The 16,037-nt window shown below is 66.6% G+C and carries 17 protein-coding genes; 14 read left to right on the top strand and 3 right to left on the bottom strand.

What is annotated here, in order from left to right; genetic code table 11:
• Positions 1 to 118: 118 nt before the first annotated feature.
• From HPA01S_RS05360 to HPA01S_RS05340, 5 genes are read left to right on the top strand one after another with little or no spacing between them, the layout of a single operon-like run.
• Entirely contained in the window at positions 119 to 979 is an 861-nt protein-coding gene (locus tag HPA01S_RS05360) for a transporter substrate-binding domain-containing protein (protein WP_157084907.1), read from the top strand.
• 35 nt (positions 980 to 1,014) lie between these two features.
• Positions 1,015 to 1,692 (top strand): amino acid ABC transporter permease, encoded by a 678-nt coding sequence (locus tag HPA01S_RS05355; RefSeq protein WP_066267568.1) that lies wholly within the window; start codon positions 1,015 to 1,017, stop codon positions 1,690 to 1,692.
• 37 nt (positions 1,693 to 1,729) lie between these two features.
• The gene (locus tag HPA01S_RS05350) at positions 1,730 to 2,668 is read left to right on the top strand and encodes a dihydrodipicolinate synthase family protein (protein ID WP_066267673.1); all 939 of its coding nucleotides are present in this window, start codon (positions 1,730 to 1,732) and stop codon (positions 2,666 to 2,668) included.
• Positions 2,665 to 3,438, top strand: coding sequence for an amino acid ABC transporter ATP-binding protein (locus HPA01S_RS05345; protein ID WP_066267566.1), 774 nt, complete (start codon positions 2,665 to 2,667; stop codon positions 3,436 to 3,438). Before HPA01S_RS05350 ends, HPA01S_RS05345 begins: the two co-directional genes overlap by 4 nt.
• Positions 3,439 to 3,445: 7 nt before the next feature.
• On the top strand, positions 3,446 to 4,300 hold the full coding sequence (locus tag HPA01S_RS05340; RefSeq protein ID WP_066267565.1) for a phytanoyl-CoA dioxygenase family protein: 855 nt from the start codon (positions 3,446 to 3,448) through the stop codon (positions 4,298 to 4,300).
• A gap of 5 nt (positions 4,301 to 4,305) precedes the next feature.
• Here the strand turns inward: HPA01S_RS05340 and HPA01S_RS05335 are convergent, their stop codons facing one another.
• From HPA01S_RS05335 to HPA01S_RS05325, 3 genes are read right to left on the bottom strand one after another with little or no spacing between them, the layout of a single operon-like run.
• Positions 4,306 to 5,094 carry an HpcH/HpaI aldolase family protein gene (locus HPA01S_RS05335; RefSeq protein ID WP_084360483.1) on the bottom strand — a complete coding sequence of 263 codons (789 nt, stop codon included), beginning with the start codon at positions 5,092 to 5,094 and terminating at the stop codon, positions 4,306 to 4,308.
• Positions 5,084 to 6,496, bottom strand: coding sequence for a dihydropyrimidinase (gene hydA, locus HPA01S_RS05330; RefSeq protein WP_066267563.1), 1,413 nt, complete (start codon positions 6,494 to 6,496; stop codon positions 5,084 to 5,086). Before hydA ends, HPA01S_RS05335 begins: the two co-directional genes overlap by 11 nt.
• 20 nt (positions 6,497 to 6,516) lie before the next feature.
• Positions 6,517 to 7,449: a dihydrodipicolinate synthase family protein gene (locus HPA01S_RS05325; protein ID WP_066267559.1), complete on the bottom strand. Its 933-nt coding sequence runs from the start codon at positions 7,447 to 7,449 to the stop codon at positions 6,517 to 6,519.
• Between the two features lie 249 nt (positions 7,450 to 7,698).
• Between HPA01S_RS05325 and HPA01S_RS05320 the strand changes: the two genes are divergently transcribed.
• The 9 genes from HPA01S_RS05320 (at position 7,699) to proW (ending at position 16,033) form a co-directional block, all read left to right on the top strand.
• Positions 7,699 to 8,886: a CaiB/BaiF CoA transferase family protein gene (locus tag HPA01S_RS05320; protein WP_218005327.1), complete on the top strand. Its 1,188-nt coding sequence runs from the start codon at positions 7,699 to 7,701 to the stop codon at positions 8,884 to 8,886.
• Positions 8,887 to 8,896: 10 nt separating this feature from the next.
• The gene (locus HPA01S_RS05315) at positions 8,897 to 10,093 is read left to right on the top strand and encodes a CaiB/BaiF CoA transferase family protein (RefSeq protein WP_066267556.1); all 1,197 of its coding nucleotides are present in this window, start codon (positions 8,897 to 8,899) and stop codon (positions 10,091 to 10,093) included.
• Positions 10,094 to 10,115: 22 nt separating this feature from the next.
• Positions 10,116 to 11,279 carry an acyl-CoA dehydrogenase family protein gene (locus HPA01S_RS05310; protein WP_066267553.1) on the top strand — a complete coding sequence of 388 codons (1,164 nt, stop codon included), beginning with the start codon at positions 10,116 to 10,118 and terminating at the stop codon, positions 11,277 to 11,279.
• Between the two features lie 123 nt (positions 11,280 to 11,402).
• Positions 11,403 to 11,804: a MaoC/PaaZ C-terminal domain-containing protein gene (locus tag HPA01S_RS05305; protein WP_066267551.1), complete on the top strand. Its 402-nt coding sequence runs from the start codon at positions 11,403 to 11,405 to the stop codon at positions 11,802 to 11,804.
• Between the two features lie 2 nt (positions 11,805 to 11,806).
• Positions 11,807 to 12,256: a MaoC family dehydratase gene (locus tag HPA01S_RS05300; RefSeq protein WP_066267549.1), complete on the top strand. Its 450-nt coding sequence runs from the start codon at positions 11,807 to 11,809 to the stop codon at positions 12,254 to 12,256.
• On the top strand, positions 12,253 to 12,597 hold the full coding sequence (locus tag HPA01S_RS05295) for a DUF4286 family protein (protein WP_066267547.1): 345 nt from the start codon (positions 12,253 to 12,255) through the stop codon (positions 12,595 to 12,597). Before HPA01S_RS05300 ends, HPA01S_RS05295 begins: the two co-directional genes overlap by 4 nt.
• On the top strand, positions 12,594 to 13,082 hold the full coding sequence (locus HPA01S_RS05290) for an ureidoglycolate lyase (RefSeq protein ID WP_066267545.1): 489 nt from the start codon (positions 12,594 to 12,596) through the stop codon (positions 13,080 to 13,082). The genes HPA01S_RS05295 and HPA01S_RS05290 overlap by 4 nt, the downstream gene beginning before the upstream one ends.
• Positions 13,083 to 13,508: 426 nt before the next feature.
• Complete coding sequence (gene proV, locus HPA01S_RS05285) at positions 13,509 to 14,708, top strand: glycine betaine/L-proline ABC transporter ATP-binding protein ProV (protein WP_066267540.1); 1,200 nt, start codon at positions 13,509 to 13,511, stop codon at positions 14,706 to 14,708.
• Between the two features lie 38 nt (positions 14,709 to 14,746).
• Positions 14,747 to 16,033 carry a glycine betaine/L-proline ABC transporter permease ProW gene (proW, locus tag HPA01S_RS05280; RefSeq protein ID WP_066267538.1) on the top strand — a complete coding sequence of 429 codons (1,287 nt, stop codon included), beginning with the start codon at positions 14,747 to 14,749 and terminating at the stop codon, positions 16,031 to 16,033.
• The last annotated feature ends 4 nt before the right edge of the window (positions 16,034 to 16,037 follow it).

The following is a 16,037-nucleotide window of genomic DNA, read 5'->3' as shown; positions in this document are numbered from 1 at the left end:
ATATACCGTGCCCTTATAGTCGCGGCCCTCAACTGAATTGAAGCTCGGTCATTGCCAGACTTATTCTTGGGTCCACTTCCTGCTCACTCTCGACAGGCAGATCCAACGAAAGGTCCCCGTGTTGTCATTCACCCGCATCCGCTCAGCGCTCGCGCTGGCCCTCATCGCCGGGGGCGCCAGCCTCGCTCCCTTGTCCGCCAGCGCACAAGCCTGCAAACCGGTGGTCGCCGTGGCACCTTCCGAGCTGGTGGAGGCAGGCAAGCTGACCTTCACGACCAACCCGACCTTGCCGCCGATGCAATACGTCGACAGCACAGGCAAGCTGCTGGGCATGAACATCGACCTTGGCAACGAAATCGCCAAGCGCCTGTGCCTGACGATGAACTTCGTGCGCATGGACTTCCAGGCCCAGGCCCCGGCCCTGCGCGGCGGTCGCTCCGACGGCATCCACACCGGCATGTTCTGGACCGAAGAGCGCTCCAAGGCCATGTACCTCGTGCCCTACGGCCTGACCGGTCTGGACCTCGTGGCCGCACCGAACAAGAAGATCGTCCTGACGTCGGCCGATGACGTCAGCGGCCTGGCCATCGGCGTGGAGGCCGATTCGTACATGGAGCGCTGGCTGCGCGACCGCCAGAAAGCCAACGAAGCCAAAGGCGCCAAGCCGCTGCGCATCCAGGCGTTCCCGACCACGGCCGACGCCATGGCCGCGCTGCGCGCCGGTCAGGTCGACCTGATCGCGCCGCCCGACTACACCGGCAAGGACTACGTGCGCAAAGGCCAGGCCAGCATGGCCCTGGCCAGCCAGGGCGGCACCCCCACCGCCATGGCCTTCCGCTCGCGCCCGCTGGCAGATGCCATCGCCACTGTGCTCAACGGCATGGCGCAGGACGGCAGCTACGACGCGCTGTTCGACAAGTACGGCGTGACCAAACTGGCCGACCGTCCGTTCGGCATCCGTGGCCCTGGCCCGCAGTGATCCGGAGCCTCCGTTCTTAGCAAGTCGACACGCGCATGGAAATCTTCAACTTCGCCGCTTTCGCCGGCTATCTCACCAACCAGTTCCTGCTCTGGGGCGCCGGTGTCACCCTGGTCATGACGGTTGCCGCCGCGGCGGGGGGCTTGTTGCTGGCCCTCGTGCTGGCCGGCATGCGCATGTCGAGCAACGTGGCACTGGTCCAGATCGCACGCTTCTACCTCTGGGTCTTCCGCGGCACGCCGCTGCTGATCCAGTTGGTGATCATCTACTCGGGCATGCCCCAGTTGGGGCTGCGCCTGGGGGTGCTCGAATCGGCGCTGATCGCGCTGATCCTGAACGAAGCGGCCTACATGTCGGAGATCGTGCGCAGCGGTTTCATGGGCGTCGCCAAAGGGCAGACCGAAGCCGCCGACTCGCTGGGGCTGCCCAGCTGGCTGGTGGTGTGGAAGGTCACGCTGCCGCAGGCCTTCCGCCTGATGATCCCGCCACTGGGCAACTCCATCAACGGCCTGCTGAAAGCCACCTCGATCACCTCGGTGATCTCGATGGAGGAGCTGATGCGCCGCAGCCAGATGGTGATGCAGGAGCACTTTCACGTGCTCGAGGTCTTCGGTGTGGCCGCCATCTACTACCTGGTCATGACCACCGCATGGGGCTTCATCCAGGAGCGCCTGGAACGTCGCTTCGGCGCCTCCACCGCCCATGCCCGCTGAGCGGTTTTTCAAGCAGTCCTCTTCTTCGAACCTTTCCATGACCCCACTTCTCCTGGGCGGCGTCACCGTCGCCACGGTGCTCCCCTTTTCGCCTGCCGGCGCCATCGATTGGGCCGGCTACGCCAGGTTGCTTTCGTATGCCGCGTCACCCTCCTCAACCACCGCCGTGTTCGTCAACGGCCACGCAGGTGAGAGCTCGGCCCTCAGTCCGGAAGAGCGCAGCGACGTGATCCGTTTCACCCGCCGCGGCCTGCGGCCCGGGCAGAAGCTGGTGGCGGGCATCGTCGCCGAGACCACCGAAGACGCGGTGCAGCAGGCCCGCGAGGCCAGCGCAGCCGGCGCAGACGTGCTCACGGCATTCCCACTGCCGCCCTCCCCCACGCGCACAGATGCCGAGGTGCTGGCCCATGTGCAGGCGGTAGCAGACGCCGGTGGCCTGCCGCTGGCGCTGTTCCAGTACCCCATAGGCTCCGGCGCCTCGTACAGCACGGCCCTGCTCGCACAGCTGGCGGAGCTGCCCAGCATCGTGGCTGTGAAGGAAGGCAGCGACACCATGAGTCTGTACGAAGACAACTGGCGTGCCATCCGCCTGGCGAGCGACAAGGTCGCGGTGCTGCCGTCGAACTTCGACTGGTTCCTGGCGCAGCTCGCCGTGGGCGGCCACGGGCTTCTCTCGGGCCTGGCCAGCCTGGTGCCGCAGCAACTGCACGAGCTGTGGGACGCCAGCGAGCGCAACGACCTCGTCGCCATGCGCGCGGTGAGCGAGCGGCTCTACCCGCTGGTGCGCGCCATCTACGCCCAGCCCCGGCCGCACATGTACGCCCGCATCAAGCTCGCGCTGTGGCAGCTCGGCGTCATCGACTGCGCGCTCTCTCGCACGGTGCGCGAACTGCCGGGTGACGACGCCATCCGCATCGCCGCCGCGCTCGCGCAGGCTGGCATCTCCTATCCCTCCCCAACCAAGGCCAGCGCATGATCACCCCAGCAGCACCCGCCCCGGACGTCGATGCCAGCCCCATCATCCGCCTGACCAATGTGCACAAGTGGTACGGCGAATACCATGCGCTGGACGGCGTGACCCTGCAGGTGAAGCGCGGCGAGCGCGTCGTGATCTGTGGCCCGTCGGGCTCGGGCAAGTCCACCCTGATCCGCTGCATCAACCGCCTGGAAGACCACCAACGGGGCCACATCCACGTCAACGGCATCGAGCTCAACAACGAGTCGAAGAACGTCGTGGCGGTGCGCCGCGAAGTGGGCATGGTGTTCCAGCAGTTCAACCTGTTCCCGCACCTCACCGTGCTGGAAAACCTGGTGCTCGGCCCGATGTGGGTGCGCAAGATCCAGCGCCCCGAGGCCGAGGCCCGCGCCATGCATTTCCTTTCGCGCGTGCGCATCCCCGATCAGGCACACAAGTATCCCGGCCAGCTCTCTGGCGGACAGCAGCAGCGCGTGGCGATCGCGCGTTCGCTGTGCATGCAGCCGCAGGTGATGCTGTTCGACGAGCCCACTTCCGCGCTCGATCCGGAAATGATCAACGAGGTGCTCGACGTCATGAGCGAACTCGCCTCGGAAGGCATGACCATGATCTGCGTCACACACGAGATGGGCTTCGCGCGAAAGGTGGCGGACACGGTGATCTTCATGGACAAGGGTCAGGTCATCGAGGTGGCACCGCCTTCCGAGTTCTTTACCCGACCTCAGAGCGAACGCACCCAGCTCTTCCTGAAGCAGGTCATGACCCATTGAGAACTCCATGCATACCGGCACCCTGAACGAACCACATCTCCTGCAGCACTACGCACGCGAGGGCTATGCGTTCCCGATCCGAGTCATGGATGCCGAACGCGCCCTGTACTACCGTCGCCAACTCGAAGCCTCTCAACAGGCCCTGGGCGGCAAGTTTGAAGGCAAGTTCACCCTCAAGCCGCACCTGCTGTTCCCCTGGCTGACGCAGCTTGCCACCGAACCCAGAGTGCTCGACCTCGCCGCACGTGTGATCGGTGAGGACATGCTGCTGTGGTCTACCGAGTTCTTCATCAAGCAGCCGGGCGATCAGCGTTTTGTCTCCTGGCACGTGGACGACACCTACTGGAACATTGCCCCGGTGGAACAGGTCACCGTCTGGATAGCGCTGTCGGACATCGGCCCCGAGAACGGTCCGCTGCGTTACATCCCGGGCAGCCATGTTGAGGTGCGCCTACCCGTGGCCACCGACGAGAGCGAAGGCAATATGCTCATCAGCGGACAGGCTGCGCAGGGCGTGGACGAATCGCGCGCGGTGGACGTGTTGCTGCGAGCAGGTGAAGTGGCACTGCACGACGGGCGCACCCTGCACGCTTCCAGCAAGAACACCGGCACCGATGCGCGCATCGGCATCGCCGCGCGCTTCATCCCTGTGCATGTGCGCTGCACCGCCACGCGCGAATCGGCGCTGCTGGTGCGTGGCACCGACCGCTTCAACCATTTCGACCATGAGCCCTGCCCGGTGGCCGAGCTCGACGCCGCGGCTAAAGCAGCGCACGCGCGCGCGGTGGACCTGCGCATGAAGGCCATGTACAGCAGCCAGATGGAGAAGAAGAAAGCGAAACTGGCGGCTGCCGCCGCCTGAGGGCCTCAGGCCTGCTGCAGGCTGTCGACGCGGGCCACGCCCGCGTCGAGCAGCAGGTCGGTGTCGTTGGAGGCGAGCACGAAGCGCATGCCCTCCTCTTGCATGCAGCGGCGCAACAGCACCGCGTCGGCGATACCGCCCAGGCCGGGTGTCTTGCCGTGCCGGCGGCAGGCCGCCACCACGGCGTGCCGTGCGGCCACCATCAACGGGTGGTCGAGCTGGCCCGGAATGCCCAGCTCCATCGACAGGTCGTTGCAGCCGATCATCAGCACGTCGATGCCCGGCACGGCAGCGATTTCATCTACGTGGTGCAAGGACTGCGGCGATTCCAGCATCACCACCGAAAGCACCTGCGCGTTGCCCAACGCCATCGCCTCCTGCAGCGGCACGCGCCGGTAGCCAAAGTGCGGCTGCAGGCCAAAGAAGGAGCGCCGACCCAGCGGCGGGTACTTACAGGCCGAGGCCACTGCGCGCGCTTCCTCGGCCGTGTCGACGTGCGGCACCACGATGCCCTGCACCCCACCGTCGAGAAGGCGTGCGACGTCAGGCGAATTCTTGCCCGGCACCCGCACCAGCGCAGGCAGGCCGGCGTGCAGGCCCGCGGCGGCGATGTCCACCGCCATGGCGCAAGTCAGCGGCCCATGCTCCAGATCGATGAACAGGAAGTGAAAGCCACAGCGCTGCGCCAGGTCGACCGCGGCCGGCGTGCGCAGTTGCTGGATACCCAGGCCCAGCGCAGCCTCGCCCGCGGCGAAGCGCTGCACCACGGGGTTGGGCCGAACCTCAGTAACCACCGACCTCGCCCCGACGCAGGAACCGCCCGCGCCCGGGTGTGCCGTGCCACTGGTCTTCGTCCACGATCAGGTCGCCGCGCGAGAACACCTTGCGCACCTTGCCGTGAACATGGTGGCCTTCGAACAGGCTGTAGTCGCAGTGGCTGTGGTGCGTGTGTGCCGATATCACATGCTCGGTGCGGGGATCGAACAGCACCACGTCGGCATCGCTGCCGACCGCGATCGTGCCCTTCTGCGGGAACAGTCCGAACAGCTTGGCCGGCGCGGTGGCGGTGAGTTCGACAAAGCGGTTGATCGAAATACGGCCGGTGCGCACGCCGCCGTCGTAGATCACCGTCATGCGGGTTTCCAGACCGGGGGTGCCGTTGGGAATCTTGGAGAAATCGTCTTTGCCGTGCATCTTCTGACGCACCTTGCCCATGTGGCCCTCCTTCATGCAGAAGGGGCAGTGATCGGTGGAGACGAGCTGCAGGTCGTCGGTCTTGAGCGCAGTCCACAAAGCATCCTGCGCTTCGCGCGAGCGCAGCGGCGGGCTCATCACGTACTTGGCCAGAGAGAAGTCGTCGCTGTCGTACACCGATTCGTCAAAGAAAAGGTAGTGCGGGCAGGTCTCAGCGAACACCGGAATGCCCGCATCGCGCGCCTCGATCACGTGCGCCAGCGCTTCCTTGGCCGAGAGATGCACGAAGTAGACCGGGGCCTGCGCCAGCTCGGCCAGCTTGATGCCCCGGTGCGTGGCCTCGCCCTCCAGGATCGAAGGCCGGGTGAGCGCGTGGTACTTTGGCGAGGTGTGGCCCTGGGCCAGAGCCTCGCGGATCAGCAGGTCGATCACCGTGCCGTTCTCGGCATGCAGCGCGATCATTCCGCCGTGCTCACCCACCATGCGCATGGCACGGAAGATGGCCGCATCGTCCACCATGACCGTACCCGGATAGGCCATGAACATCTTGAAGCTGCTCACACCCTCGTGGCGGATCGCGTGGCGCATGTCACCGAGCACCGCCTCGTCCACATGCGTCACGATCACGTGGAAGCCGTAGTCGATGCTGGCACCGGCAGCTGCCTTGGATTGCGCGCGCGCGATCGCGTCGAGCGGGCTGGTGTTCTGGTTCTGGAACGCGAAGTCGATGACGGTGGTGGTACCACCGAAAGCCGCCGACTTCGTGCCCGACTCGAAGTCGTCGCAAGTGGTCGATTCGCCGAAGGTGTTTTCCAGGTGGGTGTGCACGTCCACACCACCCGGGAAGACGATCAGGCCACTGGCATCGATCACGCGCACTTCGGGGCCGACATGCAGGTGCCGGCCGATGGCGGCGATCTTGCCGTCCTCAAGCAGCAGGTCGGCGTGGTAGTCGTCAACGGCGGTCACGATGCGGCCGTGGCGGATCAGGGTGGTGGTCATCGAAGGCGCTCCGTGCAAGTTCAGAGAAGGCCGGCGGCCTGCAGCGCGGTGCGCAGCATCGCCACTTCGTCGTCGGGCAATGGCCCCATGGGCGCGCGCATGCGGTCGTCCGGAATGCGGCCCAGCAGCCTCAGGCAGGTCTTGAGGCGCGCGGTGGCGTGACCACCGGGCGCCGCGCCGTACACCGCCTTGGCCAGCGGATAGATGCGGTCGTTCCAGGCACGTGCGGTGGCGAGGTCTCCGGCCTGCATCGCCCGGTACAGGCCGACGATGAACTCGGGTGCCACGCAGGCCAGGCTGACCTGGCTGCCAGTGGTGCCCAGCGCAAAGCAGGTGAAGAGATGTTCGTCGCCCGAGGCCATCATCAACACGTGTGGTGCAACGCGCTGCACCAGTCGCTGGTGCGCTTCGTAGGCCGAGGTCTCCCAACTGCCTTCCTTGATGCCGATCACGTTGGGCAATTGCGCAAGGCGCTCGAGCACGCCGGGCGTGTAGGCCATGGTGCCGGCGCGCACGCCGGCCTGGTACAGGAACAGCGGCAACGCGCTGGTGTCGGTGGCGATGCGGTGGTGGCGCAGGGCCACCTCGGCGTCCTGCGACAGTCCCCAGGAAAACGGCGGAAAGATCAGCACGGCATCGGCACCGGCGGCCTCGGCGTCTTCCACGTGCCGCTGAGCCTCGTGGCTGTCCTCGGCATTGATGCCACCGATCAGCACGGTCTCGGTTGGGCAGACAGCGCGCGCGATCTCGACCACGCGGCGCTTCTCAGCGCGGCTGAGCATGAAGTTCTCGCCGGCATGGCCGTTGAGGAGCAGTCCGGTCATTCCATCGGCGCCGGCCACGCCGCGCAGATGCTCGATGAGCACAGGTTCGTCGATGGAGCCGTCGGCCTGCAGCGGGCAGATGGTGGCGGCATAAATGCCGCCGAAGCGTTGTGCGGTTAAAGCGGTCATAGGGCGGCCACCTTAGCGCGAAGGCGCGCGCAAACCGATCACAACAAGGGGGGCAACTATAAGCAGCCCCTATAGCCTCCGCGCCCTGTCCCGCCATTCGGACATATGCGGTGGATTGATAGTTGGTCGCGGAAAACGAATAGGCCGAAAGAGTCTGGAAACGCTCCCCCGCCGCTATTCTGAAAAAGCCCCGGAGCCCCTCTGAGGCCCCACGCAAGGCGGGCGCCTTGCATGCCTTTTGGAGTCGTCATGCTGTCCGGAATCCGCGTCATCAGCTTCAACCATTTTCATGCCGGGCCGATGGCCGCGCAGTTTCTCGGCGACCTGGGTGCCGACGTGATCGCAGTGGAGCCGGTGGACGGTGCATTCCACCGCAACTGGGGCGTAGCCAACCATTTCGTCGCCGGTCAGAGCGTGAACCTGCTGACCACCGGCCGCAACAAGCGCAGCCTGGCGCTGGACATGAAGTCGGCCGAGGGCAAGGCCATCGCGCGCCGCCTGCTCGAAAACGCAGACGTCGTGATGGAGAACTTCCGCCCCGGTGCGATGGCACGCATGGGCTTCGGCTACGAGGACATCAAGGCCTTCAACCCCGGCATCGTCTACGCCTCAGTGAGCGGCTACGGCGCCAGCGGCCCCGACCGCGACCTGCCCGGGCAAGACCTGCTGCTGCAGGCACGCAGTGGCCTGGCCGCGCGCACCGGCCGGGCCGATGGCCCACCGACGCCAACGGGACCGGTGATCGTCGACCAGCACGCCGCGACCCTGTTGGCGATGGGCATCCTCGCCGCCCTGCTCGGCCGCGTGAGCAGCGGCCAGGGCCGGCTGGTCGAGGGCAGCCTGCTGCAGTCCGCCATCGACCTGCAATCCGAATCGCTCACGGCCTGGCTCAACGGCGCGCGCAGTGCCACACCGCGCGGTGCGCACGGTCTGGCCAGTTGGTGCAGCGCCGGCCCCTCGGGTATCCATGCCACCGCCGACGGCCACCTGGCGATTTCCATGGCCTCGCCGGCCGACCTGGCCGTGGCGCTCGAACTGCCCGCACTGGCCGACATGCCCGCTTCTGCCAGCTTCGACCAGCGCGAGGACATCACCCAAACCGTGGCCGCGCGCCTGGCGCAAAAGACCACCGCTGAATGGCTGCCAGCGTTGCAGAAACAGGCGATCTGGCACATGCCGGTGAAGGACTACGAGGACCTGCGCGGCGACGCGCAACTCGCTCATCTGGGCTCCTTCGTCGACACCCCCGGTGCTGAGGGTGCGCCAGTCACGATGCTGAACCACCCCCTGCGCTTCGACGGCGCGGCGCCGCCGCTGCGGCTGGTGCCGCAGAAGCTCGGCGCGCAGACGCGCGACATCCTGGCCGAGGTGGGCTACGCCGCCAACGAGATCAACGCGCTCGTGCAATCGCGCGTGGTTACCGCCACCAGCGCCTGAGGAACGCACCATGCAACTGAAGATGAAAGTGGTCAGCTTCTGCCACTACCTGCAGGGCCCGGCCTGCGCGCAGTACCTCGCCGACATGGGCGCCGAGGTGGTGAAGATCGAACCGCTGCAAGGCGCGTTCGAGCGCCACTGGTCCGGCGGCAACTCCTGGGTCAACGGCGTGAGCGCGTTCCTGCTGTCCGCCAACCGCAACACGGAGAGTCTCGCGGTGGACCTCAAGCAGGCCGAAGGCCGCGACCTCGTGCTGCGCCTGATCGACGAGGCCGATGTGGTGATCGAGAACTTCCGCCCAGGCGTTCTCGACCGCCTCGGCCTGGGTTTCGACATGCTGCGCCAGCGCAAACCCACGCTGGTGCTGGCTTCGGCCAGCGGCCTGGGTCGCACCGGCCCAGCGGCTTCACGCCCCGGTCAGGATTTGCTGATGCAGGCACGCTCGGGCCTGATTGCGGCCACCGGCGGCGGCAAACAGGGCCCGTCCAACGTGGGCGCCGCGGTGGTCGACCAGCACGGTGGCGCGCTGCTGGCCATGGGCATCCTTGGCGCCTATGTGCGGCGCCTGCAGACCGGTGAAGGTACGCTGGTCGAGAGCAGCCTTTTCGCCGCCGGCATCGACCTGCAGACCGAGGCGCTGACCAAGTACTACGCCGTGAAGAACCGGCCGGATGTATTCACGCGAGACCGCCACGTCGGCAGTTGGTACCACGATGCGCCATACGGCCTGTATCCACTGGCCGAAGGCCATGTGGTGCTGTCCATGAACGACCCGGTGAAGCTCGCGACCGCGCTCGACAGCGATGCCCTGCGCGCCCTGCAAGGCATCGACCGCTACGCCGAGCGCGACCGCTACGCACAGGCCGTGGCCGAAGAGCTGTGCACACGTCACTTCGCAGACCTCTCGCCGGTGTTCGATGCCCACGGCATCTGGCACGAGCGCGTGCGCAACTACGACGACCTGCTGCAGGACCCGCAAGCCCGACACAACGAAGCCTTCCGCGAAATCGAGGTCCCTGGCGGCGGCACAGCGCTGCTCGTGAACCACCCCTTGCGCTACGACGGCCAGCTTCCCGCCTACCGGTCCATGCCATTTCACGCCGGCCAGGACAGCCAGGCCGTGCTGCAACGCCTCGGCCTGAGCGAAGCCGAGTGCCGCGCGCTTGCCGACGCCGGCGTCATCGGCATGCCTTCCTCCCGTTCCTGATACCTCCCACCACCGTTCCACCATGTTTGACTACACCGTTCCTTCCGAAATCCAGCTGCTGCTGGACACCGTGCGCCGCTTCGTCACCCAGGAGGTCCAGCCGCTCGAAAACGAAACCGAGACCCTGGGCCGCGTGCCACCCGACGCCTTGAAGCGCGTGCGCCAGCAGGCCCAGGAACTCGGCCTGTTCGCCATGAACATGCCGGAGGACACGGGCGGTGGCGGGCTGAGCCATGTCGCGATGTGCCTGGTGGAAGAAGAACTGGGCAAGACCTCCGACGCGCTGATCCGCCGCATCTTCGGCCAGGTCTATCCCATGCTGCTGGCCTGCAAGGGCTCGCAGCGCGACAAGTACCTGCTGCCCACGGTGAGCGGTGAGAAGATCTGCGCCATGGCCATCACCGAACCCGGTGCCGGCTCCGACGCCGCGGCCATCAGCACCACCGCCACGCTGGACGGTGACCACTGGGTGCTCAATGGCCGCAAGCACTTCATCAGCGACGGCGACATCGCCGACTACGTCATCGTGATGGCCGTCCACGACAAGGACAAGCGCGCGCGCGGCGGCATCTCGCTGTTCTTGGTGGACAAGGGCACGCCCGGTTTCGAAGTGACCAGCGTGCAACCAATGATGGGGCACCGCGGTTACGGCCACGCCGAACTCGTGTTCGAGAACTGCCGCATCCCGGCCGACGCCGTGATGGGCGAGGTGGGCGAAGGCTTCAAGCTGATCATGAACAGCGTCTCGGGCATCCGCCTGGCGCACATCGGCGCGCGTGCCGTCGGTATGGCGCAGCGCGTGCTGGAGCTGATGCGCAACCACGCCAACGACCGCAAGCAGTTCGGCCAGCCCATTGGCGACTTCCAGATGGTCCAGCAGATGATCGCGGACTCGGCCACCGAGATCTTCGCCACCCGCATGATGGTGCTCAACACCGCCTGGGAACTCGACCAGGAGATCGACTGCCGCGACAAGGTGTCGATGGTCAAGCTCTATGCCTCCGAGATGCTTGGCCGTGTGGCCGATCGCGGCATCCAGGTGTTCGGCGGCATGGGCTTCACCAAAGAGCTGCCTCTGGAACGCATCTATCGCGACAGCCGCGTGACCCGCATCTACGACGGCACCTCCGAGATCCACCGCATGCTGATCGCGCGCAGCGTCATCAAACGCGGCCTGACCTTGTAACCCCCGAAGCGCCTGGGTCACCTCACCCCAAGAGGGGCGCTCCCAGAGGCCCGGCAAAGCCGGTTCCTCGGGAGCCCCGGATTCGACGGCGTCACACCACCTGCATCCCAACCTGGAACTGTCATGAGCAATCCTCTCAAAGTCGGCGACAAGATGTCGTTCCGCAAAACACTCACCGTGGCCGAGCAGGCCATGTACACCGGCATCAGCGGCAACCTCGCGCCGCTCTATGTCGACCAACGCGCCGCCCGCGCCGCCGGCTTCGAGCAGATGCTGGCTTTTGAACTCAACGGTGTGGCACTGGCCACGACGGCGCTCAACAGACTGGCCGGCCCCGACTGGCGCCTGGCGGGCCTGTCGATCGACTTTCTCGCACCGTTGCAGGTCGGTCAGACGGTCGAGGCGCTCGTCGAGGTGACCGCCGCCGATGCCGGAGGCATCACCTGCGCCCTGCGGTGCGCCATTGCGGGCGGCGATGCCATGGCGTTGGGCACCGCTCGCATGGTCCCTGTCAAGGCAGGCTGAACATGTACGACCTCAAACCCTTCGACAGCCTGCACGTTGGCGACGAGGTGTCGGTGAGCAAGACCATCACCGAGGCCGACGGCGCCCTTTACATCGCAGCCACGGGCGACTTCGGCCCGGTGCACGTGGACGACTCCTATGCCGAGACGACGCGCTTCGGTCGCCGGCTTGCGCCGGGCATCATGGTGGCGGGCATCTGCACCAACGTGCTGACGGCCGAACTCGCGGGCACACTGGGCGTGTCGATCGAAGACCGCTTCTGGTTCACCGGCCCGGTGTTCTACGGCGACACCATCGCCTTTCGGGTCTGGATCCACGAGATGAACGCCGAAACGCGCACCGTGACCTGGCAGGCCAGCGCCAGCAATGAAGAAGGCAAGGAGGTCCTCAAGGCCGAGGCCACGCTCAAATTCCCTCGCGTCAAGCCCAAGACCGAGGCCCCTTCGGCATGAACATCAACACGGTGTCCCCCCACCTGCCCGATGGCGTGACCACCGGCACGCCGGTGCTGCACGTGGTGCGCGTGGACATTGCACTCGAGCATGAGGGGGCCTTCAACCATTGGTATGACACCGTGCACCTGCCCGCGCTTCTAGCCTGCCCCGGCTGGCTGTCGGCGCGCCGCTTCGTGTCGCTGGAAGACGGGCCCAAGTACTGCGCCATCTACGAGGTGGCAGGCGACTGGGTGTACGACACGCCCGAGTTCCACGCCGTCAAGGGCTTCATGGAATTCACGCCACACGTGAGCAACTTCTACCGCCAGCGGCTCGCACCACTGCAGCGGGCCACATGAACGTGCTGCACGCGCGCGCCCTGACGCGCGAGGCCTTCGCACCCTTCGGGCAGGTGATCGAGCTCGACGGAGCGCGCCAGTTCGACATCAACGGCGGTACCACACGGCGCTTCCACGACCTGGCCGAGATCGACACACTGGCCGACGGCGGCCGGCCCATCGTCAACCTGTTCCGCGCCCAGCCCCGTTCGCTCCCGCTGCGGCTGAGCCTGATGGAACGCCATCCGCTGGGTTCGCAGGCTTTCATTCCCCTGACGGGGCGGAGCTACGTGGTGGTGGTGGCGCCCGATGATGGCGGTCGGCCCGGACGGCTGCAGGCCTTCATCACGCAGGGCTGGCAGGGGGTGAACTACAGCCGCAACGTCTGGCACCATCCATTGCTGGCGCTCGGCGAGATCAGCGACTTCCTGGTGGTGGACCGCGGCGGCGAGGGACACAACCTGGAAGAGGCGGCACTGAGCGACATCATCGAAGTGCACTGGTGAAATCCGAACATCCGAAGCAACGCACATGCCGAGCCGCGAGCAGTCCACTTTTTGCGCGGCTCCTGCGTCCAAATTGCATCTGGCTTCGGGTAACCAGACGCAAAAGTTATAATCGCGGCCTTTCAGTCATCGGTCCAACGAACCGGTGGCGCTCATGTGCTACTCGCGGATCACCCTGCATCCCGTCGCGGCACAGAGTTTCAACGGCCGGTCTTCCGGCCTCGACGCCGCGTCACACCCGCACCCGTGCCAGCCCCCTAGACCGGGCCCGCTACATGGGCCGGTGCGATGGCAGGCGCTGGGTTTGCCGATTCGTCGCTGTCAGTGTCTGTCTGCGGTCTTGTTGACTCGCTGGGGGACACGCGTGCCCCACCCGTTCAAGACCGTTTGCGGTGCCTTGCAACTTGCACAGGAGGCAGCACGCACATGGCAAAACACATCCGCATCGAACACGTCTTCAAGGTGTTCGGAGACCAGCCCGACACCGCGCTCAAACTCGTTCGCGAAGGCCGGTCCAAGCAGGAAATCCTGGCCGAGACCGGCCAGTCCATCGGGGTCTTCGACGCCGACATGGACATCCAGGCCGGCGAGATCTTCGTCATCATGGGCCTCTCGGGTTCGGGCAAGTCCACCCTGGTGCGGCTGCTCAACCGGCTGATCGAACCCACGGCCGGCCGCATCCTGATCGACGGCGAGAACATCAACGACCTGTCCGACGCCGCGCTGCGCAGCCTGCGCCGCAAGGACATCAGCATGGTGTTCCAGTCCTTCGCGCTGATGCCGCACATGACGGTGCGCGACAACACCGCTTTCGGCCTCGAACTGGCGGGCGTCAAGCCTGAGCTGCGGCTGGCCCAGGCCGATCTGGCGCTGGAACAGGTGGGCCTGGCGGGCTGGGGCGACAGTTACCCGGACGAGCTCTCGGGCGGCATGCAGCAGCGTGTGGGCCTGGCGCGTGCGCTGGCGTCCGACCCGTCCATCCTGCTGATGGACGAGGCCTTCTCCGCGCTCGACCCGATCATCCGCACCGAGATGCAGAGCGAGCTGGTGCGCCTGCAGCAGGTCAAGCGCCGCACCATCGTCTTCATCTCGCACGACCTCGACGAGGCCATGCGCATCGGTGACCGCATCGCCATCATGAAGGACGGCCATGTGGTGCAGGTCGGCACCCCCGAAGACATCCTGCGCCAGCCGGCCGACGACTACGTGCGCAACTTCGTGCGCGGCGTCGATGCCGCTGCCGTGTTCAAGGCCGGCGACATCGCGCGCCAGACGCAGGTGGTGGTGGCCGAGCACCCGCACAAGGGTGCACGTGCCGCGCTGCGCATGCTGGAAGAAAAAGACCGCGACTGGGCCTACGTCGTCAGCCCCGATCAGCGTTACCTGGGCATGGTGTCTGCCGACTCGCTGCGCCACGCGCTGCAGGACCACGACGGACCGCTGGGCCTGGCGCGCGCCTACCTGCCCGACGTGCAGGTGGTGGAAGCGGCCCACCCGGTGGCCGACCTGTTCGGCCAGGCCGCGCAAGCGCCCTACCCGCTGCCGGTGGTGGACGTTGACGGGCGCTACCGCGGCGCCATCAGTAAGAACACGCTGCTGAAGTTTCTCGACCGCGCCGCGGCCTGACCCGTACCTCACCGAACGCACAGGAAAGACGAGCACCCATGAACGACAACAACAACGACAACGCCGCGTTGGCGCAGGCCGCCAGCAACGCCCCGACAGACACAGCACCCCAGGCCACCGACGCCTGGGGTGGTGCCGCCACCACCACGCCCGCCGCCGACCCCTGGGGCGGCAGCGCCGAGCCCGCCACCGCCTCCAGCGACGCCTGGGGTGACTCCACCGCCGCTTCCGTCGACAACTGGCTGAACGCGCCCGCCAGCGCCGATGCGGCGACTGGCACCGATGCTGCCGGCAGCGGTTTTCAAATCAGCCAGCTGTGGGACGGTTCGCTGCCGGTGGAGCGCTGGATCAACGAAGGCCTGAGCTGGACGGTGGAGCACTTCCGCCCCTTCTTCCAGTCCGTGCGCGCGCCCATCGACACCACGCTCACCAGCGTCGAGCAGCTGCTGCTGAGCGTGCCGCTGCTGGCCATGGTGGCGCTGATGGGCCTGCTGGCCTGGCAATTCGCCAGCCGCGCCATCGCCATCGGCACCGTGATCTCGCTGCTGCTGGTGGCCATGCTGGGCATCTGGCCCGAGGCCATGATCACGCTCTCGCTGGTGCTGACCTCGCTGGTGTTCTGCATCGTGATCGGCCTGCCGCTGGGCATTCTGTTGGCCAGCAGCGACCGCACGCAGCGCCTGATGCGCCCGCTGCTCGACGCCATGCAGACCACCCCGGCCTTCGTGTACCTGGTGCCGGTGGTGATGCTGTTCGGCATCGGCAACGTGCCCGGCGTGATCGTCACCATCGTCTTCGCGCTGCCACCGCTGGTGCGCCTGACCGACCTGGGCATCCGCCAGGTGCGCCCCGACCTGATCGAGGCCGCACGCGCTTACGGCGCCTCGCCCTGGCAGATGCTCACCAAGGTGCAGTTGCCGCTGGCCATGCCGTCCATCATGGCCGGCATCAACCAGGCGCTGATGCTCTCGCTGTCGATGGTGGTGATCGCCTCGATGATCGCCGTCGGTGGCCTGGGCCAGATGGTGCTGCGCGGCATTGGCCGGCTCGACATGGGCATGGCCACCGTCGGCGGCCTGGGCATCGTGCTGCTGGCCATCGCACTCGACCGCATCACCCAGGCCCTCGGCCGCCCCGGTCGCGGCACGCGCCACTGGTGGCAACAAGGCCCGGCCGGCCTGGTGCTGCGCCTGCTGCGGCCAGCGCCCACCGGCGCCGCCGCACCGGTCGCACCCGAACCCGCACCCGCACCCGCCAAAAAGGCGGCAGCAGCCCAGGCCACCGAGTCCCGCACCGGACCGGCCACCCCGATTTCCGCCTCCTGAGCGC

The organism is Hydrogenophaga palleronii NBRC 102513, assembly GCF_001571225.1.
Taxonomy (GTDB): domain Bacteria; phylum Pseudomonadota; class Gammaproteobacteria; order Burkholderiales; family Burkholderiaceae_C; genus Hydrogenophaga; species Hydrogenophaga palleronii.
Note: the sequence above shows the minus strand (reverse complement) of the source record. Positions and strands in the feature narration are given on the sequence as shown.

Excerpts from the sequence above, each read along its gene's own strand:
- HPA01S_RS05355 (WP_066267568.1), top strand. The coding sequence starts at position 1,015 with ATGGAAATCTTCAACTTCGCCGCTTTCGCCGGCTATCTCACCAACCAG.
- HPA01S_RS05350 (WP_066267673.1), top strand. The coding sequence starts at position 1,730 with ATGACCCCACTTCTCCTGGGCGGCGTCACCGTCGCCACGGTGCTCCCC.
- HPA01S_RS05345 (WP_066267566.1), top strand. The coding sequence starts at position 2,665 with ATGATCACCCCAGCAGCACCCGCCCCGGACGTCGATGCCAGCCCCATC.
- HPA01S_RS05340 (WP_066267565.1), top strand. The coding sequence starts at position 3,446 with ATGCATACCGGCACCCTGAACGAACCACATCTCCTGCAGCACTACGCA.
- hydA (WP_066267563.1), bottom strand. The coding sequence starts at position 6,496 with ATGACCACCACCCTGATCCGCCACGGCCGCATCGTGACCGCCGTTGAC.
- HPA01S_RS05325 (WP_066267559.1), bottom strand. The coding sequence starts at position 7,449 with ATGACCGCTTTAACCGCACAACGCTTCGGCGGCATTTATGCCGCCACC.
- HPA01S_RS05320 (WP_218005327.1), top strand. The coding sequence starts at position 7,699 with ATGCTGTCCGGAATCCGCGTCATCAGCTTCAACCATTTTCATGCCGGG.
- HPA01S_RS05315 (WP_066267556.1), top strand. The coding sequence starts at position 8,897 with ATGCAACTGAAGATGAAAGTGGTCAGCTTCTGCCACTACCTGCAGGGC.
- HPA01S_RS05310 (WP_066267553.1), top strand. The coding sequence starts at position 10,116 with ATGTTTGACTACACCGTTCCTTCCGAAATCCAGCTGCTGCTGGACACC.
- HPA01S_RS05305 (WP_066267551.1), top strand. The coding sequence starts at position 11,403 with ATGAGCAATCCTCTCAAAGTCGGCGACAAGATGTCGTTCCGCAAAACA.
- HPA01S_RS05300 (WP_066267549.1), top strand. The coding sequence starts at position 11,807 with ATGTACGACCTCAAACCCTTCGACAGCCTGCACGTTGGCGACGAGGTG.
- HPA01S_RS05295 (WP_066267547.1), top strand. The coding sequence starts at position 12,253 with ATGAACATCAACACGGTGTCCCCCCACCTGCCCGATGGCGTGACCACC.
- HPA01S_RS05290 (WP_066267545.1), top strand. The coding sequence starts at position 12,594 with ATGAACGTGCTGCACGCGCGCGCCCTGACGCGCGAGGCCTTCGCACCC.
- proV (WP_066267540.1), top strand. The coding sequence starts at position 13,509 with ATGGCAAAACACATCCGCATCGAACACGTCTTCAAGGTGTTCGGAGAC.
- proW (WP_066267538.1), top strand. The coding sequence starts at position 14,747 with ATGAACGACAACAACAACGACAACGCCGCGTTGGCGCAGGCCGCCAGC.